Raw genomic sequence first — 22,585 nt, 5'->3', positions numbered from 1 at the left:
TTGGCAAACGATATGAAATCTTCGCGAGTCCTGCTGATAGGTTGATGCAACTGGTCGAGACTCCGCTTACGAGAGCGCTCGGCCGCGAACCGCGCGCGCGTGGTCGGGAGGTGTGGGCCCTGCGTGGCGTGGACTTCGAAGTCGAACGCGGGGAGACGCTTGGTGTAATCGGCCGCAATGGATCGGGCAAGAGCACTCTTCTGCAGATGCTATGCGGCACGGTCAATCCGACCGAAGGCCATGTTTTCGTTGATGGACGAGTGGCCGCGCTGTTGGAGTTGGGTGCCGGATTCAATCCGGAGTTCAGCGGACGCGAAAATGTGTTCCTCAGCGGCATGCTGCTCGGACTACAGCGGGAAGAAATCGAGCAGCGCTTCGACGATATTGCCGCGTTCGCAGATATCGGACAGTACATCGATGAGCCTGCCAAGACCTACTCCAGTGGCATGTTCGTTCGATTGGCGTTCGCCGTGGCGACGTCGGTGAATGCGGACGTTCTCATCATCGATGAGGCGCTTGCCGTGGGCGATGCTCGCTTTCAGGCGCGCTGCATGAAACGGCTACGGCAGATTCAAGACCGTGGCGCCTCGGTGTTGTTTGTCAGTCACGATGTCTCGGCGGTACGCGCGTTGTGTCAGCGCGCTCTATGGCTGGATGGGGGGCGGGCGCGGGCGCTGGGACCGGTCCTCCAGGTCACCTCCCGTTACATGGAGTCGATATTCGCCGATGATCCGGAAGCAGCGGCAGAGGTAGGGGGCATCGGTACCGGAATGCCCGGCGTTGCCGAATCCGAGGCTGCCACATCTGTGCACAACGTGAGGGTGGCGGAGGACGGCATCAAGGCGCCCAAGATCGCCGACGTGGCTTTGGATGCGCGCCCGGTCGCTCACTGGGGCGAAGAGGTCGGTCTAATACGCTCTGCAAACGTTCTGGACGTCAATGGCCAGCCCGTCGACCTCATCTATTGGGGCGACGTCTGTCGAGTGCGGATTCGTTTCGTGCTTCCGGAGAGCTATTCGCCGGATACATTCGGCGTGGCCTTTTCTATCAAGGATCTGCGCGGGTCGGACATCATCGTGTCCAGCACGCACGATGCAGGCGAGGCTCGATATCCCAACTGGCGTGCTGGCGACGAGGTAGAAGTCGAGTTCGACTTCGAGAATGGTCTCGTCGAAGGGAAATATTTCCTGGTGGCCGCACTTGAGCGGCGACATGGCACATCGATTGAATACTATGAGTATGTTGAAGGGGCACGATACTTTTCATCGTTGACTCCGAGGCGCTTTTCTGGGGTCTATCAGCCGAGTATGAAGCACCGCTTCCGGGAGGCGTCGGGTGTCAGGTGATTCGATCAACTCTCAGGATTACTGGGACGGCCGCTTCGACGAAGACTGGGAGGCGCTTCACGGCCGCGAGCAATCACGGTTTTTCGGCGCGCTTGCACTGCAGATGCTGCCCGATTGGCTGAAGCAAGCATCGCGCAGGCTACCATTGAGCTGGTGCGACTGGGGATGTGCCTTGGGCGACGGCACGAACGAGCTCGCATTGGGCCTGAGCGGCGTGCCGATAACGGGCATCGACTTCTCACCGGTCGCTATTAAATCGGCGATGACGGCCTACCCTGCCCAGAACTTCGTTGTCCAGGATTGGACGAATGGCAGTGCCGAAGCCTCGTTGTACGACGTGGTCTTCAGTTCCAACACGCTTGAGCACTTTCACGAGCCGTGGGCGATTCTTGAGCGGGTGGCATCGCACGCGCGCTATGCCGTCGCGATGCTGTTGCCTTTCCGCGAGCGACGCTTGATTGATGAGCATCACGCGTCGTTCGATCCTTCGAACGTGCCGATCACGCTTCCGGGCGGCAAAGTACTGGTGCATGTGCAAGTGCGGGATACCAGCGCTGACCAGCCGTGCTATTGGCCGGGTGAGCAAGTCATGCTCGTATGGGCCGATCCGGCGTGGTTGGACTCGTTGTCGCTGCGGGTCAACGATGTTCGGTTCGAAGTCGAACCGTCCAGCACCGTGGCTGGGCTGCGCTCGGATGTCGAGAGTCTGGTTTCCGACCTGGGGACGACCCTCAACGCCCTCGCCGAATCTAGACCCGATCGTGCGGATGACGCCCAGCGACTGCGCAATGCACTCATGCACTGGCTTGCAGTGCGTCAATCCCAAAAGCAAAGTGCTGCGCCGGCGTGGCACTTCGAGCAAGTGGCCCGGGACCAGCGGCACGCGATCGAGCTTTCGTCTGCGCTCAACGCCTTGGTGCCATTGGTCGGCGAGACTGAAGCGGTCAGTGGACTCCGAGAGAAGCTGGCGTCGGCAGATGAGATCGCAGCTAAAGCAATTCAGGACATGGAGCTGTGGAAGAGGTTGTACGAACGCGAGTGCGCCGAAGCTGAGCGCTGGCAGCGCGTCGTAGAGGCGGAGCAGAAGCAATCTCTGGAAGCATTGAGAGAGATCGAGGTTATGTATGCGTCGCTAAAGGCGCAGAACAACCAAGCAGCCAGCTACCAAGCGGAGCTGAGTGCAGTCTATGCCAGTACGTCCTGGCAGATCACTCGTCCTTTGCGGTTGCTGCGGCGGTTTATGAGTCGCCCGCTTGAAACGACGAAGTATGTGGCGCGGTTATGCGTGCGCGGGCTGGGCGGGCAGTCGCGGGAAGTGGCCGCCTGGAAGCGGCGCATCGCCTCCGGGCTGAGGTTCGCCAGGCGCACCTTGAAGGCGCGGCGGATCGATCCCTCCGATCGGGCACGTGTGATGTCCATGATCCGCTCGCGAGCGGTCAAGCGGCTCAAGCATAGTGACTTTTCCAGACTTCCTAAGCTGGCTGGCGTTGCCGACGGCGTTGGCGATGTGTTCGTGTGGGCGGTGATCGACTGGAACTTCCGCACCCAGCGCCCTCAGCACCTTGCAACAGCGATGGCGAAGAAGGGGCATCGCGTTTTTTATATCTCTAACAATTTTGTGGACTCAGAGGTTCCTGGCTTTTCGGTGGAGGCAATCGAGGGGAGCGACAGGCTCTTCCAAGTCAATCTGAATGTTTCAGGGGCTCCCCAGATCTATTCTGACATGCCTACCAGAAGCCAGGTCGAAAGCATCCGCGGGAGTCTGTGCACGTTACTGGAGTGGACCAGATCCACGAAGTGTGTTTCATTCGTCCAGCACCCGTTCTGGCTCGATCCGGCGCAATGTCTGCCGAATGCGCAGCTGGTCTACGATTGTATGGACCATCACGGTGGATTCGAGAATAACGCGTCATCGATTCTCGAAGGCGAGCGTGCGCTGATCAACGCCTGTGACTTGTTGATCGTGACCTCCCAGTGGCTGGAGGATGAGCTTTCCGGCGAAGGGCGGAAGATCGCGCTTATCCGCAACGCAACGGAGTTCGACCACTTCAGTCGCGCGCCCGCCTCGGTATTCCGCGACGAACATGGACGCAAAGTAATCGGCTACTACGGTGCGATCGCCGAATGGTTCGACGCCGAGCTGGTCCGGCGTGTCGCGCTCGCACACCCTGACGCTCTGGTCCTGCTGGTCGGTCGCGACACGGCTGGCGTCGCCGCAGAGCTTGCCGACCTGGCCAACGTGCGGATGACCGGCGAAGTACCGTATGCCGAGTTGCCGTACTGGCTCTACGGGTTCGACGTCTGCCTGCTGCCGTTCAAGGTGATTCCGCTGACATTGGCGACGAATCCCGTGAAGGTTTACGAATACCTGAGTGCGGGCAAGCCTGTGGTGTCTGTCGACCTGCCGGAGCTGGCCCAGTTCGAAGACTTGGTCGCGCTGGCTGGCGACGCCGATTCGTTCGTGGATGAAGTGGGCAAGGTACTGGTCGACCAGACCGATGGCGCTTCCTCGGCCGAACTCCGCAGGGAGTTCGCCGCGCGTCAAACCTGGGCACATCGGGCGCAGGCGCTCGATGACGCGTTGGCCAGCATCAGCGAGCCGCGCGTCAGCGTCGTGGTGCTGACCTACAACAAGCTCGACTATACGAAGGCGTGCCTGGAAAGCCTGGAACGCTACAGCGATTACCCCAACATGGAAGTGATCGTCGTCGACAACGCATCCAGCGACGGCAGCCAGGACTACCTGCGCGAATGGGCCGCGCGCGGCGAAGACCGACGCTTCATCGCGAACGAGGTGAACTCGGGCTTTTCGGCCGGCAACAACATCGGGCTGGCCGTCGCGTCCGGCGATTACCTGGTGATCCTCAACAACGACACGTACGTCACGCCGGGTTGGATCAGGACCATGATCTCCCACTTCCGGCGCGACGCCAGCGTCGGCCTCGTCGGGCCGGTGACCAACAACATCGGCAACGAAGCGAAGATCGACATCCAGTACTCCGGCATGCCCGAAATGATCGAGGCGGCCGGCGCGTACACCCGCGCGCGCGTGGGCAGGTCGTTCCCGCTGGAAACCGCCGCGTTCTTCTGCGTCATGCTGAGCCGCGCCGCGTACACCGCGGTTGGCGGGCTGGATGAGCGGTTCGGCATCGGCTTCTTCGAGGACGACGACTACTGTCGGCGCCTGGCGATCGAAGGCTTCCGCATCCTCTGTGCCGAGGACGTCTTCGTGCATCACCAGCTGTCGGCGAGTTTCGGTGCGCTCGACACGGGCGTGCGCCAGGCCCTGTTCGAAAAGAACAAGGCGATTTACGAAGAGAAGTGGGGCGAGTGGAAGCCCCATTGCTATCGTCAGAAGGCATGACGCGGCAGGGGTGCCGCGTCGGCTTCACGGGTCGGTCGTAAGGGGGATGTCTTGAAGGATTCCAAGGGGACGGCCGTGTCGCTGCCACTGCGAACCATGGCGATCTCCGCCGTGATCGTGGTGTCGTGCGCGCTCCTGTCGAAGTTTCTGTTCGGATTCACCTACGGCATCCTTGCCGTGGTCATCGACACGTTGCTGCTCTGGCCTGCCGTTTGGCTCATCGGCTGGATGGCGCCGGGCCGTTCGTCGACATGGGTGTTCGCGACGGTCATCGCCGGCGTCTTCGTGCTCGGGCAGTCGGCCAAGATTTCGCTGATGGCCTTGCCGATCACGTTCGGCGACATCGTCTCCGGCGTCCAGCTGATCCGCGTGCTGCATGGGGCGCACCTCGTGTTCGCGCTAGCCGGGTGCGTGGTCGCGGTTCTCCTGCTGGCATGGGCGCTGCGGTTCCGCAAGGCGAGGTGGTACGCGCTGCCGGCACTCCTCGCCTACATTGCCTGCCTTCCGCTGCTGGCGTACGGCCTGGCATCGCTGGCCGGGCCCCGTTCGGAAGGAGCGTCCAGCGCATCCGTCGTCGGCGAACACGGAAGCCTCACGTTCGTATTCGCCGACCTGGCGCAGGGATGGCGGGAGAGATGGTCGTCCGTCGATGAGGCGAAGATCGACGCGCTCGCCGCTGGACACCGCGGGCGCGAGTCCCTGGGTGGGGACTTCAGGAAGCGCAACGTCCACCTGCTGCTGATGGAGGGATTGTGGGATCCGCTCCGCCTGGAGACCTACAAGTTCTCGCGCGACCCGTGGGATCCGCGTTTCCGGCGCCTATGGGAGCAGGGCGGGCGTTCGACCGTCCTGAGTCCGACCTTCGGAGGCGTTACCGCCAACGCGGAATTCGAGGCGTTGTGCGGCCTGCCCGCGTATCCCGACCGCGTCGTCTTCGAAGACGGATTGGACAATACGGTGCCGTGCCTGCCACGCATGTTGCGCGAGCGCGGTTACCTGACGGTCGCCAACCATCCCTACAAGGCCAAGTTCTGGTCCCGCGACGAGGCGTATCCGAAGGTCGGCTTCGAGCAGTACAACCCCAGTGGCGCCTACCGGCTGGACGACATGGACGGTGCGTTCCTCAACGACCGCTCCATGTATTTCCAGACGCTGGATCGGCTGAACAAGTTCGATCCCCAGCGCCCGTACTTCGCTTACGTGGTCAGCCTGAGTTCGCATTTCCCCTACGATCGCGATCGCGCCAAGCGCCCCGACCTGGTCACGGTCTCGCCCCAGGCGGACCTGTTGCAGGCGTACGCGAACGCGGTGGCGTATTCGACCGCGGCGATGATGGATTACATCGAAGCCGTTCGCGAACTGGATCCCGACGCCATCATCGTGCTGTTCGGCGACCACGCCCCCGTGCTGGGAGCCAATCCTGATCCCTACGTCGTCTCGGGCTTGAAGGGCGAGGCGGGGGCGGGTCGATCCGGCCTGGTGCAGATGAGTTCCACGCCCCTGCTGGTAATCGATGGACAGAAGGGCGCGGCGGACATGGGTCAGATCCCGCTGTACGCACTGCCTTCCCGCGTGCTCGCGCTGCTGGGCCCCGGCGCGCCTAAGTTGCCTTACGCGCAGGTCACGGGCGATGCGCGCAGCCGAATCTTCCTCGGGGCCTTCCTTGCGAGGAAGAATCGAGGCTGGGACGCCTGCACGACCGACACGCCTGATTGCAGGAAGGCGTCGAAGCAGCTCGAGCAGACCAAGATGCTGCGCAAGGATCTCATCCAGGGCAAACAGCAGTTCCTGCACGCCGCCAACCAGGCGTGGCTCGCGAAGCCCGTCGCCATGCAGCAGAACCTGCCCTACGGGGCCTGCAAGCTGGGCGTGCAGAACTGGGGGCCCCGCACGGCATCGAGCGGAAAGGGCTTCAACGTCCAGCCCGATGGTTCCAATGCGATCTGGCTGAAAGTGACGGAAGGCCGGGGCACGCCCATCCTGATGATCGGCGAGGACGAGGTCCGCGTGACCCTGGCGGGAAACATCGCGTCGGCCGGCTTCGACAATCCGCAATTCCTCACGGCGCCCGGTGAGTACCCGGTCAAGTACCGCTGCGAGGATGAAGCCGGTGAAGTTTCGGTCGGCACCTTCGTGGTCACCGCCAGCCCGTAGGCGATGCGGGGCAGGCTGATGCTCGCCCCTATGAAAGGCCCAGCGCCCACAGGGCGAAGCGGATGCGCCGCCCTGTTCTAAAGCGCCGTCAGGCCAGGATGCGTTCGACGATCCGCCTGGAGGCCTGCCCGTCCCCGTAGGGATTGTGGGCGCGTGCGAACTGCTCGTAGGCAGACGGCTCATCCAGCAGGCGGTTCGCTTCGGCGACGATCTTCCGGCTGTCGGTGCCCACCAGCACCACCGTGCCGGCCTCGACCGCTTCCGGGCGCTCGGTGGTATCGCGCATCACCAGGACCGGCTTGCCGAGCGACGGAGCCTCCTCCTGCACGCCACCGGAGTCGGTGATGATCAGGTAGGCGCGCGACATCAGGTACACGAACGGCAGGTAGTCCAGCGGCGGGATCAGCGTGACGCCAGGGTGGTTGGCGAGGATGCGGTTGACCGGTTCCTGCACGTTCGGATTGAGGTGCACCGGATACACGACCTGGGTGTCGCCCCGGTCGGCGATGGCCTTGAGCGCCAGGCAGATCTGCTCGAATCCGCCACCGAAGTTCTCGCGGCGATGACCGGTCACCAGGATCAGCCGCTTGCCCTCCTCGAGGAACGGGAACTGCGCGGACAGCGAAGCCTGCAGCTCTGGCGAGGCTTCGATCTTGCCGATGACTTCAAGCAGCGCGTCGATCACGGTGTTGCCGGTCACCAGGATCTTCCCGTCCGCAACGCCTTCGCGCAGCAGGTTGTCGCGCGCGGTCGCGGTTGGTGCGAAGTGCAGGCTGGCCAGAGGAGCCGTCATGCAGCGGTTGCCCTCTTCAGGCCATGGCGCATAGAGGTTGCCCGTCCGCAATCCCGCTTCGACATGGCCGACCGGCGTGCGGTTGTAGAAGGCCGCAAGGGCGGAGGCCAGCGTCGTGCTCGTGTCGCCATGCACGAGCACAAGGTCCGGCTTGTGCCTGCCGATGACTTCGCTCATGCCGGAGACGATCTTGCCGAACAGGCCCGGCAAGGTCTGCCCCGGCTCCATCACGTTGAGGTCGTCGTCGGGCGTGATGCCGAACAGGTCCAGGACCTGGTCGAGCATCTGCCGGTGCTGGGCGGTCACCACCACGATCGGCTCGACGGCGGGCGCTGCGGCGAGTGCCTTGATGACCGGCGCCATCTTGATCGCCTCTGGCCTGGTGCCGAAGGCCACCAGGACTTTCTTGCTGCGTTGATTCATTTATTCCCGTGGAGATGCTGGTTCAAAGAGCGCGCTTGCGGAACGTGCCATGGAGCTCGGTCGGGCGACCGCCGTTCCTGAAATGCGCGAGTTCCTGTTCGACGAGGGAATGGATGCGCAGGACATCCCCCTCTCGCGAAAGATCGTAGTTGTCGGAATAGGCCAGGTCGACGAGGCGCCACAGGAAGCAGTTGCGCCGATACACCGCGATGGGTTCGAAGCGATGGAGCAGCAGTGGTTCGATCTCGTCGCTGCGGATTCCCTCGAACGTCGCGTCCGAGAAATCGACGTTGGGCAGATCTTCGTCGACACGACCGGTGTTGCGGTTGCGACGATACCGCTCGGGAAGCGCACGGAAGACCGAGTTGCCGACCCGGTAGTCCTCGTCGAACAGGCGGTTGCCGCTGCGACCGATGGCTTCGCCGATGCTCCAGAACTCGCCGTCATCGGTGAGGGCATCGCGAATGAAGTTCAGCACGCCCTCCAGTTCGACGACGTGGTGCAGTGCCGAGACGCACATCACGATGTCGTACTGCTCGCCGAAGTCCCGGATCTCGTTGACGTCGGCCAGGATCAGCCGCGGTTGCTGGTCCGGCGGGAAGTTCAGCGCCGCGCTCTTCAGCAGGTCGCGGCTGATGTCGAGCAGCGTCCACCGTGCGCGATCGCCGACGCGCGATGCGAACTGCGCCTCGATCCTGGCCGCTCCCGCGCAGAGCGAAAGGATCCGCACGGGCTTGTTGGGCGTGGCCTGCAGGCGTTCCGCGGCGCGCACCAGCCGTTCGCCGAAGTCCGGCGCCGTCGCCTGCAGCGTGCTTCCAAGCAGGTGGTGTGCGTACTCGTAGGCGCCGGAAGGGAACCGGGCCAGCTGATGCGGGAACGGAAACTCGGGCCTGCCGGGCGGTGCCGGCTGCTGCTGCGTCGCCCGCGCGTTCGCCAGCAGCTCATGCAGGGGGATGCATTCGGCGGGCGGGACCGCGCTCCCGGACCGGTCCAGCGAGCCCTGGTACATCGAATGATCGTAGACGCTGGAAAAATGCGCGATCTCGTTCGCGATGCGCTCCTTGCGGAACGCCATCGCACGCAACGCGCCCATGCGCTCCTCGCTGCCGACCGCCAGGTCGTAGATCGCGATCCAGTCGCCGCGCGGATCGTTCGCATCGCCCGCGCCGCAGACCAGGCGGACGGTGAACTGCGCACCCATCCAAGGGCTCAGGTCGAAGTACGCATGGCGGGGAGCGAGCCCGAATTCCCCGTACGGCACCTTCAAGGCGCCGATGCGATGGGTACCGCCCTTGTCGTCGATCAGTTCGATGAAGAGCTCGGCGCCGTCCCGGCTCAGGTTGCCGTGGGCAGCGCCGTAGCGCACGGCCATCCGCTGCCCACTGGAGATCGTGATGGAACCCAGCCGCACCCGCTCGCCCGCGAGCAGCAGCAGGGCGGGGCGGGCGACGCCGCTATGGCCGATGGTCATCCATCTGCTGGGAGGAGGCGCCGCTCCGGCCTCGACCTCGATATGGCTGTCACTGGACAGATACAGTTCGTGCATATCGGAGCCCATCCGAGGGGAGCCCGATACTAACCGGACTGTAGGGCAGTCGTAAGTTCAGGGAGAAGGCTGAACAGATCCCCCACCAGCCCGATATCCGCGATCTCGAAGATCGGCGCGTCGCCGTCCTTGTTGATCGCCACGATGGTGCCGGCGTCCTTGATGCCGGTCAGGTGCTGGATCGCGCCGCTGATGCCGACGGCGATGTAGAGCTCCGGCGCGATGATCTTGCCGGTCTGGCCGACCTGCAGTTCGTTCGGCACGTAGCCCGCGTCGACCGCGGCGCGCGATGCGCCGACGGCGGCGCCGAGCTTGTCGGCCAGCGCGTAGATGACCTTGAAGTTCTCCGCCGATCCGACGCCGCGACCACCGGAGACGACGCGGCGCGCCGACTGCAGGTCCGGGCGATCCGACTTGCCGGCCGCCAGGCCGACGAAGCGCGTGTGCGAGGGCAGGGCGGCGTCGACGCTGGCGGCTTCGACCGCCGCATTGCCGCCCCTCGCCGCTTCCGGCCACGAGGCCGTGCGCACGGTGGCGACCACGGTCTGTCCGGCCGGCGCTTCGACGGTGATGATCGCGTTGCCCGCGTAGATCGGGCGCTTGAAGGTGTGGCTGCCTTCCGCGGCCATGACGTCGGACACCTGCGACACGCCCAGCAGCGCGGCGACGCACGGCATCAGGTCCTTGCCGAAGGTGGTGCTCGGGCCGAAGACGTGGGTGTAACCGGCGGCGATCTTCGCCACCTGCGGTGCCAGGATCTGCGCGATGGCGTTCGCGTTGGCCGCGTTGGCGACCGTCAGCACCTTGCCGACGCCGGCGATCTGCGCGGCTTCGGAGGCAACGGCCGACGGATCGGCGGCCAGCACCACGATGTCGATGGACTCGGGTTTCAGCGCCTGGGCAGCGGAAACGCACTTGGCGGTGGAGGCGTTGAGCTTGCCGTCCAGGTGTTCGGCGACGATGAGTACCTTGCTCATTACAGCAGCCCCTTCTGCTTGAGTGCGGCGACCAGTTCGGCCGCGTCCTTCACCATCACGCCCTTGCTGCGCTTGGCCGGCGCGGCGTAGTGCGTGGTCTTGAGGCCTTCGCCGGCATCGACGCCGAGATCGGCGAACTGCACGGTTTCCAGCGGCTTGCTCTTGGCCTTCATGATGTCCGGCAGCTTGATGAAGCGCGGCTCGTTCAGGCGCAGGTCGGTGGTGACGACCGCCGGCAGGTCGACTTCGAGCGTTTCCAGTCCGGCATCGACTTCGCGCGTGACCGTGGCCTTGCCGCCTTCCACCTCCAGCTTCGAGGCGAACGTCGCCTGCGGACGGCCCCACAGCGTGGCGAGCATCTGGCCGGTCTGGTTGGCGTCGTCGTCGATGGCCTGCTTGCCGAGGATCACCAGGTCCGGCTGTTCCTTCTCGATCAGCTTGAGCAGCGTGCGTGCGGCGGTCAGCGGCTGGATCGGCTGGTCGGACACGACGTGGATGGCGCGGTTGGCGCCCATTGCCAGGCCGTTGCGCAGGTGCGCCTGGGCGTCGGCCGGGGCGATGGTGGCGACCACGACCTCGGTCGCGATGCCCTTGTCGCGCAGGCGCAGGGCTTCTTCCAGCGCGATTTCGTCGAACGGGTTGGCCGACAGCTTGACGCCGTCGGTGACCACGCCGGAGCCGTCCGGCTTGACCTGGATGCGGACATTGAAGTCCACCACGCGCTTGTAGCCGACGAGGATCTTCATCGTGCGGGGATTCCTATGGTTGCTGGGCCGAAAGCGGGCCGAGAACCGGCGATTCTAGCCGAGTGGGGCTCCCTACGCAGGCGGATGGAATCGGTCTTCCTGCGTCCGGCAGGGACGGTAGGCGCGCCGCAATCCGTTCATTGTCTGGAATCCCGGCTTCGGCCGGGGCAGCCCGATCCGGTACCCTTCAGCGGGCTCGTTCCCCCCAAGGCGGAGTCCAAATGCTTCATCCGGTCATTCTCAGCGGCGGCAGCGGAACCCGGCTCTGGCCGTTGTCCCGCCAGAACCAGCCCAAGCAGTTCCTGGCGCTCGTCGGCGATCACTCGCTGTATCAGGAAACCGTGCGGCGGGCGAGCAAGCTGCCCGGCGCGCAGCCGCCCATCACCGTCTGCGCCGACGACCACCGGTTCATGGTCGGAGAACAACTGCAGGGCGCGGGAATCGCCAGCGGCGGCATCCTCCTGGAGCCCGCCGCGCGCAGCACCGCCCCGGCGATCGCGCTGGCCGCGCTGCACGCGCTGGCGCGCGACCGGGAGGCGATGTTGCTGGTGATGCCGGCCGACCACCTCATCGAGGACGAAGCGGCGTTCCGCGCCGCCGTCGAAGCCGCGACCGGGCTGGCCCACGAGGGCTGGCTGGTCACGTTCGGCATCCGCCCCGAATACGCCGAGACGGGCTACGGCTACATCCTGCGAGGCACCGAGCTCGGAGAAGGCGGCTTCCGTGTCGAGCGCTTCGTCGAAAAGCCGGACAAGGCGACGGCCGAGCGCTATGTCGCCGAGGGCACGTACGCCTGGAATTCGGGCATGTTCCTCTTCGGCGCGCAACGCTATCTGGACGAGCTTGGGCGCCATGCGCCGGCGATCCTGGAGGCCGCGCGCGCCGCCATGGGCGGTGCGAAGGCCGACCTCGATTTCACCCGCGTCGATCACGACGCCTTCGCGGCGAGTCCGAGCGACTCGATCGACTACGCGGTGATGGAGAAAACCGACAGGGCTGCCGTGGTTCCGGTGAGCTGCGGCTGGAGCGACATCGGGTCGTGGTCGTCGCTGTGGTCGGTCGCGCAGCGCGACGGAGACGGCAATCGGTACGAAGGCGACGTGATCGCCGTCGACACGCGCGACAGTCTCGTGCGTGCGTCGGAGCGGCGCATGGTTGCCACGATCGGCGTCGAGGACCTGGTGATCGTCGATACGCCCGACGCCACGCTGGTGGCGCGCAAGGACCGGGTCCAGGACGTCAAGGCCATCGTCGACAAGTTGAAGTCCGACGGTCGCCAGGAGCACCTGTTCCATCGCAAGGTCTACCGTCCGTGGGGTAGTTACGACTCCATCGGTGTCGGACCGCGCTTCCAGGTCAAGCGCATCATGGTGAAGCCCGGCGCCGCGCTCAGCCTGCAGAAACACGCGCATCGCGCCGAACACTGGATCGTCGTCTCCGGCGTCGCCGAGGTCACCTGCGACGACCGCGTGTTCGACCTGCACGAGAACGAAAGCACCTACATCCCATTGGGCAGCGTGCATCGTCTGCGCAACCGCGGCACCGAACCTGTCGAGCTGATCGAAGTGCAGTCCGGTGGCTACCTGGGCGAGGACGACATCGTCCGCCTGGAAGACGTGTACGGGCGTTCGTAAGCGATACCCCAGGGCGCCCCGGTCCGGGGCGCCTTGGACGATGCGGCCGTCAGGGCGAAACGCCGCCGAGGCGCTTCGCCAGCAACGACGCGAACCGCTCCGCGCTGCCCGGCGCATGCGCGAAGAACAGCGACGGCTCGCACAGCTCGAGTTCGAGCAGGCGCGGCGTGCCGGCACCGTCGTGGATGAGGTCGACGCGCGCGTAAAGCGGCGCTTCGTCCAGGCCCAGCGCATCGCGTGCGGCTGCCATGACGCGATCCGCCAGTGAGAATTCTTCTTGCGACGGCAGCCGCGGCGCGATCGCTTCGGCGGCGAACAGATGGTTCGTGGGCGCTTCGCCCGGCCGCAGCAGCGCGCCCTTGCGGATCGCGTGGCTGAATTCGCCGGCGAAGAACATCAGCGCGGTTTCGCCGTGTTCGTCCACCGACGCGAGATACGGCTGCAGCATCGCGCTGCGATCGGCGTCGAGCAGGCGCGCGAGATGGTTGGCCGCGGCGAATTCCTGCGACCGCGCGTAGCGCTGCGCATCCTTCGAGCCCGCGCCCACGCTCGGCTTCACGACGAACTCCGCCGCGTCCGCATGTTCGGCGAGGAACGCCTGCAACGCCGGCAGCGGTTCCATGTCCGGTTCGACGAACACCGTCGGGACGATCGGCGCGCCACGCGTGGCGAGGTCGGCGAGATAGTGCTTGTCGGTGTTCCAGCCGATGACGTGGAGCGGATTGATCAGCCGCGTCTGCGTCGACACGCGCGCGCTCCATGCGAGGAATTCGCGCAGCCGCGGCACGTAATCCCAGGGCGAACGCAGGATCGCCGCATCGAAGCGGCTCCAGCCGACGGTCGGGTCGTCCCAGGCGCGGACATGGGCGGCAAGGCCGGCACGGGCGCAGGCGTCGAGCAGCGGCGCCAGGTCGTCGTCGGCACCTGCGGCGGCGATGGCGGTCACGAGGGCGATCCGGGTCATGCCCGAAGTCTAGACGCTGGCGGCCTCCGGCCGCGATGAGAGCAACTCCCCGCCGCATGCCCGAACGTACGGTGGGGCGCGTCGCGCGGCCACGGTAAACTGCCGGCCATTGCGCAGAACCGAACGGAGTCCGTCATGGCCGCGACGCAAAACGGCAAGAACAAGGTTTTCCCCAGCGCGAAGGCGGCGCTCGACGGCATCGTCGCCGACGGGCAGACGCTCGCCGTCGGCGGTTTCGGCCTGTGCGGGATTCCCGAGGCGCTGATCGCCGCATTGCGCGACAGCGGCGCCAAGGGGCTCACCGCGATCTCCAACAACGCCGGCGTCGACGGCTTCGGCCTGGGCCTGCTGCTGGAGACGCGGCAGATCAGGAAGATGATTTCGTCCTACGTCGGCGAGAACAAGGAGTTCGAGCGCCAGTTCCTCTCCGGCGAACTGGAGCTGGAATTCAACCCGCAGGGCACGCTGGCCGAGCGCCTGCGCGCGGGCGGCGCGGGCATCCCGGCGTTCTTCACGCGCACCGGCTACGGCACCGTCGTCGCCGAAGGCAAGGAAACGCGCGAATTCGACGGCCACCATTACGTGATGGAAACCGCGCTCAAGGCCGACGTCTCGCTGGTGAAGGCGTGGAAGGCCGACAAGGCCGGCAACCTGGTGTTCCGCAAGACCGCGCGCAACTTCAATCCGGCCTGCGCGATGGCCGGCGCCGTCTGCATCGTCGAAGTCGAGGAACTGGTCGAAGTCGGCCAGATCGACCCCGATCACGTGCACCTTTCGGGCATCTACGTCGACCGCATCGTCGTCAACGCCACGCCCGAGAAGCGCATCGAGCAGCGCACCGTGCGCGCCGCCTGACCCCACGAATACAGGAACAACGACATGGCTTGGACCCGCGACCAGATGGCGCAGCGCGCCGCGCAGGAACTCACCGACGGCGCCTACGTCAACCTCGGCATCGGCCTGCCGACGCTGGTGGCCAACTTCATTCCCGACGGAGTGGACGTGTGGCTGCAGAGCGAGAACGGCCTGCTCGGCATCGGCCCGTTCCCGACGGAAGCCGAAGTCGACGCCGACCTCATCAACGCCGGCAAGCAGACCGTCACCGCACGCCCCGGCGCCAGCTATTTCGGCAGCCACGATTCCTTCGCGATGATCCGCGGCGGCCACATCGACCTGGCGATCCTCGGCGCGATGCAGGTCACCGAGAAGGGCGACCTCGCCAACTGGATGGTGCCCGGCAAGATGGTGAAGGGCATGGGCGGCGCGATGGACCTGGTCGCCGGCGTGAAGCGCGTGGTCGTGCTGATGGAGCACACCGCGAAGAACGGCGAGCACAAGATCCTGCCCGAATGCACGCTGCCGCTGACCGGCGTGGGCGTGGTGAACCGCATCATCACCGACCTTGCGGTGCTGGACGTCGCCGAAGACGGCCTGAAGCTCGTCGAGCTCGCGCCGGATGTGACCGAGGAAGAGCTGCGCGAGAAGACCGGCGTGCCGGTCTCGCGCGCCGCGTGAGATCGAGCGTTCGATGAAAGTGCTGGTTTGCGGAGGTGCGGGCTACATCGGCTCGCACATGGTGCGTCGCCTCGTGCGCGACGGCGTCGGTACGGTCGTGTTCGACAACCTTTCCACCGGTCATCGCGAGTCGATCGGCGACGCCGCCTTCGTGCGCGGCGATCTGCTCGATGCGGCGCAGCTGCGCGATCTGTTCGCGCAGCATCGCTTCGACGCGGTGATGCATTTCTGCGCGCGATCGCTGGTCGGCGAATCGGTGCAGGAGCCCTACGCGTACTACCAGAACAACGTCGCTGGCACGCTCAACCTGTTGCAGGCGATGCGCGACGCCGATGTCGGGAAGCTCGTGTTCTCGTCCACCGCGGCGGTGTTCGGCCATCCGGAATCGGAACTGATCGACGAGTCGCATCCGACGCGGCCGATCAATCCGTACGGCGCGAGCAAGCGGATGGTGGAAATCATCCTGGAAGATGCGGCGCGTGCGTATGGACTGCGTTCGGTCGCGCTTCGCTACTTCAACGCGGCGGGCGCGTCGCCGCAAGGCGACATCGGCGAGTCGCATTCGCCCGAAACGCACCTGATCCCGAACATGCTGCGCGCGGCCAACGGCGACGCGCCGTCATTGAAAGTCTTCGGCAACGATTACGCGACGCCCGACGGCACCTGCGTGCGCGACTACGTGCACGTCGACGACCTCGCCGATGCGCATTCGCGCGCGCTGGATTTCATGGCGTCGAACGAAGGCGCGCACGCGTTCAACCTCGGCAACGGCGCGGGGTTCAGCGTGATGCAGATGATCCAGGCCGCGGGCGACGTGGCCGGCACGCCCATTCCCTACGAGATCGCGCCGCGACGCGCGGGCGATCCCGATCGCCTCGTGGCAGGTAGCGAAAAGGCGCGGCGCCTGCTGGGGTGGCAGCCGCATTACACCGACATCGCGCGAATCATCGACACCGCGTGGCGCTGGCATCGCAATCCGCGCTACTGATTTCCAGCAAGCGCCTGCGAGGAAGTTCCCCGCAGGCGCGATGCCTCACAGGTTCTGGTAGTTCGGTCCCGAGCCGCCTTCCGGCGTCACCCAGTCGATGATCTCGTAGGGATCCTTGATGTCGCAGGTCTTGCAGTGGACGCAGTTGGCGGCGTTGATCTGCAGGCGCTTGCCGGCTTCATCCTGCACGATCTCGTACACCGCCGCCGGGCAGAAGCGCGTGCAGGGGTTGTCGTATTCCTCGGCGCAACGCGTGATGCAGATGGACGTGTCGCGCACCTTCAGGTGCACGGGCTGGTCCTCGTCGTGCTCGGTGGCGGCGTAGTACACGCCCTGCAAACGGTCGCGCGGCGCGAGTGGGCGGTCGATGTAGTCGCGTTTGGGACTTTCGTATTCGCCGATCTTTTCCAGCGAACACCAGTCGGCCTTGTTCTTCAGCGTCCATGGCGAGAGCCCGCCGGTGACGGTTTCCCACGCCGAGTTGAGGATGCCGAACCATAGTCCGCGCTTGAAGCCCGGTTTGATGTTCCGGACCTTCTTCAGCTCGGCCATGATCTCCGAGCCGCGCAGCTTCGCGTCGAAGCCTTGCGCCGACAGCTGCGAAGCGACGAGGTGCTCCGCCGCGAGCATGCCGGAGCGGATCGCCTGGTGCGTGCCCTTGATCTTGGGCACGTTGAGCAGGCCGGCGGTGTCGCCGATCAGCAGCGCGCCGGGCATCTCGATCTTCGGCAGCGACTGGTAACCGCCCGTCACGATCGCGCGCGCGCCCGCCGAAAGAATGCTGCCGCCTTCCAGCAGCGGCCTGAACAGCGGGTGGTTCTTCCATTGCTGGAAGGCCTCCCACGGTTTGTATTCCGGGTCCTTGTAGTCGAGTCCGCTGACGTAGCCCAGCGCGATGCGGCCCTTGTTCAGGTGGTACAGGAAGCCGCCGCCGTAGATGGCGTTGTCGGCCGGCCAACCGAAGCTGTGCACGATCTTGCCGGGCGTCACGCGGTCTTCCGGCACCTGCCACAGTTCCTTGATGCCGATCGAATAACCCTGCGGATCGCTGTCGGCGTCGAGCTTGAACTGCTTGATCAGGCGCTTGGTGAGATGGCCGCGCGCGCCTTCGGCGAGCACGGTGACTTTGGCGCGGATGTCGATGCCGGGCGTGTAGCCGGGCTTGTGCGAGCCGTCCTTCGCCACGCCCATGTCGCCGATGCGCACGCCCACGACGGCGCCGCTGTCGTCGTGCAACGTCTCGGCGGCGGCGAAGCCGGGGTAGATCTCCACGCCCAGCGCTTCGGCCTGCGGCGCGAGCCACGCGCACATCGCGCCGAGGCTGACGATGAAATTGCCCTCGTTGTGCATGCCGGGCGGAATCGGCAGGCGACGGTGGCCTTCGTGCGTGAGCAGCCAGAACTCGTCGTCCTTCGCCGGCACGCAGATTGGCGGCGGGTTGTCGCGCCAGCCGGGCAGCAGGGCGTCGAGCGGGCCCGGTTCGATCACCGCGCCGGACAAAATGTGCGCGCCGATGGTGGACGCCTTCTCGATCACGCAGACGGACAGCTCCGGATTGAGCTGCTTCAGGCGGATCGCGAACGACAGCCCGGCCGGACCGGCACCGACGGTGACGACGTCGTACTCCATCACGTCGCGTTCGACGGCGTTCGGATCGGGTTGGCTCATGGGAGGCGCTCCAAGACGGGCTGGCGTACAGCGGCTGGCGGATTTCAGGGCGGATTCCAGGGCGAGTCCGCAAGGCGTGATTGTCGCGGTTTGCGCCGCCCGCGCCAAATCCGCCGGCGGGCGCACGCGATACGGCGTGCTAGCTTGGCGTATGGTCCTCGCCCCCGTTCCCTTGCCCGACGCACAGCTGCGGTTCGATCCGCACTGGCTGGGCCCGGTCGAGGCCGATGCGCTGCTGGATACCCTGCGCGCGCAGGTTCCCTGGGAGGTCCACCGCATCCGCATCTTCGGCCGCGAAGTCGATTCGCCGCGGCTGAGCTGCTGGATCGGCGATCCCGACGCGCGCTACCGCTATTCGGGCACGTTGTTCGATCCCCACCCGTGGCCAGCGTCGCTCGGTCCCGTGCGTGAGCGACTCGAGCGTACGCTCGGCGTCGCGTTCAACAGTGTCCTGGCGAACCTGTATCGCGATGGAAACGACGCGATGGGCTGGCACAGCGATGCCGAGCCGGAACTCGGGCGCGAGCCTGTGATCGCCTCGATCAGCCTCGGCGCGACCCGGCGGTTCGCGTTGAAGCATCGCGACGATCCGGCCCGGAAACTCGCGCTGGACCTGCCCCACGGCAGCCTGCTGGTGATGTCCGGCGGGACGCAGCGCCATTACCGCCACGCGCTGCCGCGCACGACGCGGCCGATCGGACCGCGGATCAACCTGACCTTCCGGCGGATCCTCGCGCCGGACGGTTGAACGCGCTCAGGGTTTCGCGGGCGGAAGCGTGCGGCGGTAGGCCTCGCCGCTGGTCAGCGTCCAGCCGGCGATGTCGCCGCCGATGTTCGACAGCGCCTGTTCGAACGCGCGCGCCACATCGGCCACCGCCGTGCTCGAGGACGGCACTGCCTGGCGGAACACCTTCGACGCGGCGACCTTCTGCTGCGGCACGTGCAGCAGCTTGGCGCTGACCTCGATCGTCGCCGACGGCAGCGCGCCGCCCGCGTAGTCGGATTCGAAGCGGCGTACTTCGAAGAACAGCTTGAATTCGGACGCGACGCCCGTGCCCTGGCGTGCGACGCCGCCGATGCGGCCGGAGTCTTCCAGCGCGCGCAGAACGGTGTCCACGAGCATGTCCGAAGGCGGGCGCACCCATTGCGCGTCGCGATAGACCTGCACTTCGCCGGGCGTCGGGCGCACGGCGATGCGCAGGCTGTCGACGATGCGCGGTGCGGCGGGCGGGGCGACCACCAGCTGCCAGTCGACCTTCGGCCACGACGGATCGGCCTGCACGGTCGGCTCCGGTGCGTAGATCGTGCTGGTGCTGCGCGGCTTGTCGCTCAGGATCGAGCAGCCGGCGAGCGCGAGCAGCATTCCGGTGGCCAGCGCGAGGCGGGCGGTGCGGGTGAAGGTCGGAGCGGTCGTCGTCATGTCGGCGCGCGTGGTCATTCGGGTTCGAACTCGGAAGGGTCGAACTGTTTGGGGCCGTCGCGACCGAGCAGGTACCGCGTCGGGTTGCCGTCGAGGCGATCGCTGATGCGGCGCAGGTCGCGCACCAGCGTGCGCAGTTCGGCCAGCGTCGGGCCGAGCTGCGCCAGGCCTTCGTTGGCGAAGCTGTTGATCGCCGCGCGGTTGTCGGTGAGCACGCCGTTGGCATTGGCGGCGGCCGAATCCAGGCGCGTGAGCGTGCTGTCGAGCTTTGCGATCAGGCCCGGCAGCTTGGCGACCAGTTCGCGGTCCACGCTCTGCACCGCGCGGTTGGTGTTGTCGAGCGTGGCGGAGAGCTGCTCGCTGGACTTGCGCGCGTTGACGATGAGCGCGCGCAGGTCCTCGCGCTGCTCGGCGATGGAGCCGGTCATCGATTCGATGTTCGCCAGCGTGTTCGACACGCGCTGCACGTTCTGGTCGCTCAGCACCTGGTCCAGTCGCGACACCAGCCGGTTCGCGGTGTCGGCGATGTTCTGCAGCGCGGAGGCTTCGGTCTGGATCACCGGCACTTCGCGGCGGTCGGTGTCGGCCAGCATCGGGCTGCCCGGACTGCCGCCGGTGAGCTGGATGAAGGGGCTGCCGGTGATGCCCTGGATCGACAGCTTCGCGCGCGTGTCGGTCTTGACCGGCGCGTTGGCCTGGAGGCGCAGGATCGCGATCACGCGACGCGGATCGTCCGGCGCCAGGCTCAGGTTCTGCACGGTGCCGATGGAGATGCCGTTGTACTGCACCGAGCTGCCTTCGCTCAGGCCGGTCACCGGTTCGTTGAACAGCACCGCGTAGGTGCGCCATTCCTTTTCGGAGGAATACTTCGCCGCCCACAGCGCGAACAGCAGCAGCGCCAGCGTCACCAGGATGGTGAAGGCGCCGATCAGGACATAGTTGGCCCGGGTTTCCATGACGTCAGCTCGCGGCCTCGAGGGTGGTGCGTGCGGCGCGCGCACGCGGACCGTGGAAATACTCCTGCACCCACGGATGATCGAATCGTTCCACTTCCTGTATCGGCGCGCACACCACGACCTTGCGGTCGGCGAGCACGGCGACGCGGTCGCAGATCGCGTACAGCGTGTCCAGGTCGTGCGTGATCAGGAACACCGTCAGCCCCAGCGCCTGCTGCAGCGTGCGGATCAGGCGGTCGAACGCCGCCGCGCCGATCGGATCCAGTCCCGCCGTTGGCTCGTCGAGGAACAGCAGCGGCGGATCCAGTGCGAGTGCCCGCGCCAGGCCCGCGCGCTTGCGCATGCCGCCCGACAGTTGCGACGGCAGCTTGTTCAGCGCATCGGCCGGCAGGCCGGCGAGCTTCACCTTCAGCAGCGCCAGTTCGTAACGCAGCGAATCGGGCAGGTCGGCGTGGTATTCCTTCAGCGGCACCTGCACGTTCTCGCCGACGGTGAGCGAGGAGAACAGCGCGCCGTCCTGGAACAGCACGCCGGTGTTGCGCTCGATCGCGCGTCGCTGCGCGGCGTCGTCGGTGAGCGCGTCCAGCCCGAGCACCTCGATCTCGCCCGCCTGCGGCGGGCGCAGGCCGAGGATCGCCCGCATCAGCACCGATTTGCCCGTGCCGGATCCGCCGACGATGCCGATGATTTCGCCCGGCCGCACCTCCAGGTCCAGCCCGTCGTGCACGACCTGTTCGCCGAAGCGGTTCACCAGCCCGCGCACGCGCACGATCGGCCGGCCGCTTTCGCGGGTCGGGCAGAGCGGATGCACCGCACCGTTCGACGGGGAAGCCGACGTCGCGCTCACACGCCCATCTCCATGAACCAGATCGCGAAGAACGCGTCGAGCACGATCACCATCGAGATCGACTGCACCACGCTGGAGGTTGTGCGCTCGCCCACCGACTGCGCGGTGCCTTCCACCTGCAGGCCTTCCAGGCAGCCGATCAGGCTGATCAGCAGCGCGAATACCGGCGCCTTCGCCAGGCCAACGAGGAAATGCCGCAGCTCCATCGTCTCGTGCATGCGCGCGAGGTACTGTTCCGGCGGGATGTCGAGACTGTAGGCGCCGACGGTAAGACCGCCGAGCAGGCCGAAGACCATCGCGATGAAGGTCAGCAGCGGCAGCATCACCAGCAGCGCCAGCATGCGCGGGATCACCAGCAGGTCGATCGGGTCCATGCCCAGCGTGCGGATCGCGTCGACTTCCTCGCGGCTGACCATCGCGCCGATCTGCGCGGTGAACGCGCTGGCGGTGCGGCCGGCGAGCACGATCGCGGTGAGCAGCACCGCGAATTCGCGCAGGAACGAGATGCTCACCAGCTCGACCACGAAGATCACCGCGCCGAAATCGCGCAGGATGTTCGCGCCGAGGAACGCGACCACCGCGCCGACCAGGAAGCACAGCAGCGCGACCAGCGGCACGGCGTCGAGGCCGACCTGTTCCATGTGGTGCACGGTCGCCGTGGGACGGAAGCGGGCCGGCTCCTTGAACATGCGCAGCAGCTTCAGCTGCGTCTCGCCGAGGAAGCCCACCAGCGCCAGCGCCTCGTGCCAGTTGTTGTGCACCGCGCGGCCCAGGCGGGCCAGCGCCGCGCTGACGCCGTATTCGCGCTTGCGACGCGGGCGGTCGTCGGCGACGTCCTCGATCGCGCTGACCAGCGCGCGGTGCGAGTCGTGGAAGGTGAAGACGTCGAAATCGAGGTTGCTGCGCCGCGCGAAGCGCAGCAGTTGCAACACGCCGACCGAATCCAGCCGCTCCACGCCGGTGGCGTCGATCGCCTCGACGCCACCGGGCGCGCCGCCCAGCGCGGTGCCGATCTGCCCGGCGTAGTCGAGCGTCCAGGACCCGGACAGCCGCAGTCGCGACGGCGAGGGGCCGTCGGCGTCGATCTGCGGCGGGTGCGCGGTGGATTCCGTCATCGGGCGGGCCAAGGCAATGGCGCGAGGATAGCAGCCTGCGTATCGCGCCCGCCGCGAACGCGGCGCGAAGGTGTCCATGCGCATCCGCCCCGCTGCCACGCGGCACGGCCGCATGCGATGCTTCCGCGC

18 protein-coding genes are annotated in these 22,585 nt (G+C 66.2%); 8 read left to right on the top strand and 10 right to left on the bottom strand.

Annotated features, from left to right (window positions below; genetic code table 11):
* Positions 1-44: 44 nt before the first annotated feature.
* The 3 genes from I4U41_RS05435 (at position 45) to I4U41_RS05425 (ending at position 6,864) form a co-directional block, all read left to right on the top strand.
* Entirely contained in the window at positions 45-1,346 is a 1,302-nt protein-coding gene (locus tag I4U41_RS05435; protein WP_242524991.1) for an ABC transporter ATP-binding protein, read from the top strand.
* Positions 1,336-4,710, top strand: coding sequence for a glycosyltransferase (locus I4U41_RS05430; RefSeq protein ID WP_206860075.1), 3,375 nt, complete (start codon positions 1,336-1,338; stop codon positions 4,708-4,710). The genes I4U41_RS05435 and I4U41_RS05430 overlap by 11 nt, the downstream gene beginning before the upstream one ends.
* A gap of 75 nt (positions 4,711-4,785) precedes the next feature.
* On the top strand, positions 4,786-6,864 hold the full coding sequence (locus I4U41_RS05425) for a sulfatase-like hydrolase/transferase (protein WP_206860074.1): 2,079 nt from the start codon (positions 4,786-4,788) through the stop codon (positions 6,862-6,864).
* Between the two features lie 88 nt (positions 6,865-6,952).
* On the opposite strand, the gene wecB is transcribed toward I4U41_RS05425, so the two are convergent.
* From wecB to I4U41_RS05405, 4 genes are all read right to left on the bottom strand, one after another.
* Positions 6,953-8,080: a non-hydrolyzing UDP-N-acetylglucosamine 2-epimerase gene (gene wecB, locus I4U41_RS05420; protein ID WP_206860073.1), complete on the bottom strand. Its 1,128-nt coding sequence runs from the start codon at positions 8,078-8,080 to the stop codon at positions 6,953-6,955.
* A gap of 22 nt (positions 8,081-8,102) precedes the next feature.
* Positions 8,103-9,551: a class I SAM-dependent methyltransferase gene (locus I4U41_RS05415; RefSeq protein ID WP_206860072.1), complete on the bottom strand. Its 1,449-nt coding sequence runs from the start codon at positions 9,549-9,551 to the stop codon at positions 8,103-8,105.
* 104 nt (positions 9,552-9,655) lie between these two features.
* On the bottom strand, positions 9,656-10,603 hold the full coding sequence (locus I4U41_RS05410; protein WP_206860071.1) for an electron transfer flavoprotein subunit alpha/FixB family protein: 948 nt from the start codon (positions 10,601-10,603) through the stop codon (positions 9,656-9,658).
* Positions 10,603-11,349, bottom strand: coding sequence for an electron transfer flavoprotein subunit beta/FixA family protein (locus tag I4U41_RS05405; RefSeq protein WP_206860070.1), 747 nt, complete (start codon positions 11,347-11,349; stop codon positions 10,603-10,605). The genes I4U41_RS05410 and I4U41_RS05405 overlap by 1 nt, the downstream gene beginning before the upstream one ends.
* Before the next feature lie 221 nt (positions 11,350-11,570).
* On the opposite strand from I4U41_RS05405, the gene I4U41_RS05400 reads away from it, so the two are divergent.
* Positions 11,571-12,983 carry a mannose-1-phosphate guanylyltransferase/mannose-6-phosphate isomerase gene (locus I4U41_RS05400; RefSeq protein WP_206860069.1) on the top strand — a complete coding sequence of 471 codons (1,413 nt, stop codon included), beginning with the start codon at positions 11,571-11,573 and terminating at the stop codon, positions 12,981-12,983.
* A gap of 49 nt (positions 12,984-13,032) precedes the next feature.
* Here the strand turns inward: I4U41_RS05400 and I4U41_RS05395 are convergent, their stop codons facing one another.
* Complete coding sequence (locus tag I4U41_RS05395) at positions 13,033-13,947, bottom strand: ATP-grasp domain-containing protein (protein WP_206860068.1); 915 nt, start codon at positions 13,945-13,947, stop codon at positions 13,033-13,035.
* A 135-nt stretch (positions 13,948-14,082) separates the two neighbouring features.
* Between I4U41_RS05395 and I4U41_RS05390 the strand changes: the two genes are divergently transcribed.
* Genes I4U41_RS05390 through galE form a run of 3 tightly spaced genes read left to right on the top strand, consistent with a single transcriptional unit; the run spans position 14,083 to position 16,450 of the window.
* On the top strand, positions 14,083-14,802 hold the full coding sequence (locus I4U41_RS05390) for a CoA transferase subunit A (protein ID WP_206860067.1): 720 nt from the start codon (positions 14,083-14,085) through the stop codon (positions 14,800-14,802).
* A 24-nt stretch (positions 14,803-14,826) separates the two neighbouring features.
* Positions 14,827-15,462 carry a CoA transferase subunit B gene (locus I4U41_RS05385; protein ID WP_206860066.1) on the top strand — a complete coding sequence of 212 codons (636 nt, stop codon included), beginning with the start codon at positions 14,827-14,829 and terminating at the stop codon, positions 15,460-15,462.
* A gap of 13 nt (positions 15,463-15,475) precedes the next feature.
* Positions 15,476-16,450 carry a UDP-glucose 4-epimerase GalE gene (gene galE, locus I4U41_RS05380; RefSeq protein ID WP_206860065.1) on the top strand — a complete coding sequence of 325 codons (975 nt, stop codon included), beginning with the start codon at positions 15,476-15,478 and terminating at the stop codon, positions 16,448-16,450.
* A gap of 45 nt (positions 16,451-16,495) precedes the next feature.
* Here the strand turns inward: galE and I4U41_RS05375 are convergent, their stop codons facing one another.
* Positions 16,496-18,118 carry an electron transfer flavoprotein-ubiquinone oxidoreductase gene (locus I4U41_RS05375; protein ID WP_206860064.1) on the bottom strand — a complete coding sequence of 541 codons (1,623 nt, stop codon included), beginning with the start codon at positions 18,116-18,118 and terminating at the stop codon, positions 16,496-16,498.
* Between the two features lie 151 nt (positions 18,119-18,269).
* Here I4U41_RS05375 and I4U41_RS05370 point away from each other — a divergent pair, with 151 nt between their 5' ends.
* The gene (locus I4U41_RS05370) at positions 18,270-18,866 is read left to right on the top strand and encodes an alpha-ketoglutarate-dependent dioxygenase AlkB family protein (RefSeq protein WP_206860421.1); all 597 of its coding nucleotides are present in this window, start codon (positions 18,270-18,272) and stop codon (positions 18,864-18,866) included.
* A gap of 6 nt (positions 18,867-18,872) precedes the next feature.
* Here the strand turns inward: I4U41_RS05370 and I4U41_RS05365 are convergent, their stop codons facing one another.
* From I4U41_RS05365 to I4U41_RS05350, 4 genes are all read right to left on the bottom strand, one after another.
* Positions 18,873-19,481, bottom strand: coding sequence for an ABC-type transport auxiliary lipoprotein family protein (locus I4U41_RS05365; protein ID WP_206860420.1), 609 nt, complete (start codon positions 19,479-19,481; stop codon positions 18,873-18,875).
* Positions 19,482-19,552: 71 nt separating this feature from the next.
* Positions 19,553-20,494, bottom strand: a complete 942-nt coding sequence (locus tag I4U41_RS05360; protein WP_206860063.1) for an MlaD family protein — start codon at positions 20,492-20,494, stop codon at positions 19,553-19,555.
* A gap of 4 nt (positions 20,495-20,498) precedes the next feature.
* The gene (locus tag I4U41_RS05355; RefSeq protein WP_206860419.1) at positions 20,499-21,305 is read right to left on the bottom strand and encodes an ABC transporter ATP-binding protein; all 807 of its coding nucleotides are present in this window, start codon (positions 21,303-21,305) and stop codon (positions 20,499-20,501) included.
* Positions 21,306-21,337: 32 nt separating this feature from the next.
* Entirely contained in the window at positions 21,338-22,570 is a 1,233-nt protein-coding gene (locus I4U41_RS05350; protein WP_425492489.1) for an ABC transporter permease, read from the bottom strand.
* Between the last annotated feature and the right edge of the window lie 15 nt (positions 22,571-22,585).

The organism is Lysobacter changpingensis (genome assembly GCF_017308985.1).
Classification (GTDB): domain Bacteria; phylum Pseudomonadota; class Gammaproteobacteria; order Xanthomonadales; family Xanthomonadaceae; genus Lysobacter_J; species Lysobacter_J changpingensis.
Note: the sequence above shows the minus strand (reverse complement) of the source record. Positions and strands in the feature narration are given on the sequence as shown.

What these genes read in the sequence shown, in the direction of transcription:
- I4U41_RS05410 (WP_206860071.1), bottom strand. Translation starts at nt 10,603, where the DNA reads ATGAGCAAGGTACTCATCGTCGCCGAACACCTGGACGGCAAGCTCAAC.
- I4U41_RS05405 (WP_206860070.1), bottom strand. Translation starts at nt 11,349, where the DNA reads ATGAAGATCCTCGTCGGCTACAAGCGCGTGGTGGACTTCAATGTCCGC.
- I4U41_RS05375 (WP_206860064.1), bottom strand. Translation starts at nt 18,118, where the DNA reads ATGAGCCAACCCGATCCGAACGCCGTCGAACGCGACGTGATGGAGTAC.
- galE (WP_206860065.1), top strand. Translation starts at nt 15,476, where the DNA reads ATGAAAGTGCTGGTTTGCGGAGGTGCGGGCTACATCGGCTCGCACATG.
- wecB (WP_206860073.1), bottom strand. Translation starts at nt 8,080, where the DNA reads ATGAATCAACGCAGCAAGAAAGTCCTGGTGGCCTTCGGCACCAGGCCA.
- I4U41_RS05360 (WP_206860063.1), bottom strand. Translation starts at nt 20,494, where the DNA reads ATGGAAACCCGGGCCAACTATGTCCTGATCGGCGCCTTCACCATCCTG.
- I4U41_RS05385 (WP_206860066.1), top strand. Translation starts at nt 14,827, where the DNA reads ATGGCTTGGACCCGCGACCAGATGGCGCAGCGCGCCGCGCAGGAACTC.
- I4U41_RS05365 (WP_206860420.1), bottom strand. Translation starts at nt 19,481, where the DNA reads ATGCTGCTCGCGCTCGCCGGCTGCTCGATCCTGAGCGACAAGCCGCGC.
- I4U41_RS05370 (WP_206860421.1), top strand. Translation starts at nt 18,270, where the DNA reads ATGGTCCTCGCCCCCGTTCCCTTGCCCGACGCACAGCTGCGGTTCGAT.
- I4U41_RS05435 (WP_242524991.1), top strand. Translation starts at nt 45, where the DNA reads ATGCAACTGGTCGAGACTCCGCTTACGAGAGCGCTCGGCCGCGAACCG.
- I4U41_RS05350 (WP_425492489.1), bottom strand. Translation starts at nt 22,570, where the DNA reads ATGCGGCCGTGCCGCGTGGCAGCGGGGCGGATGCGCATGGACACCTTC.
- I4U41_RS05400 (WP_206860069.1), top strand. Translation starts at nt 11,571, where the DNA reads ATGCTTCATCCGGTCATTCTCAGCGGCGGCAGCGGAACCCGGCTCTGG.
- I4U41_RS05415 (WP_206860072.1), bottom strand. Translation starts at nt 9,551, where the DNA reads ATGACCATCGGCCATAGCGGCGTCGCCCGCCCCGCCCTGCTGCTGCTC.
- I4U41_RS05390 (WP_206860067.1), top strand. Translation starts at nt 14,083, where the DNA reads ATGGCCGCGACGCAAAACGGCAAGAACAAGGTTTTCCCCAGCGCGAAG.
- I4U41_RS05395 (WP_206860068.1), bottom strand. Translation starts at nt 13,947, where the DNA reads ATGACCCGGATCGCCCTCGTGACCGCCATCGCCGCCGCAGGTGCCGAC.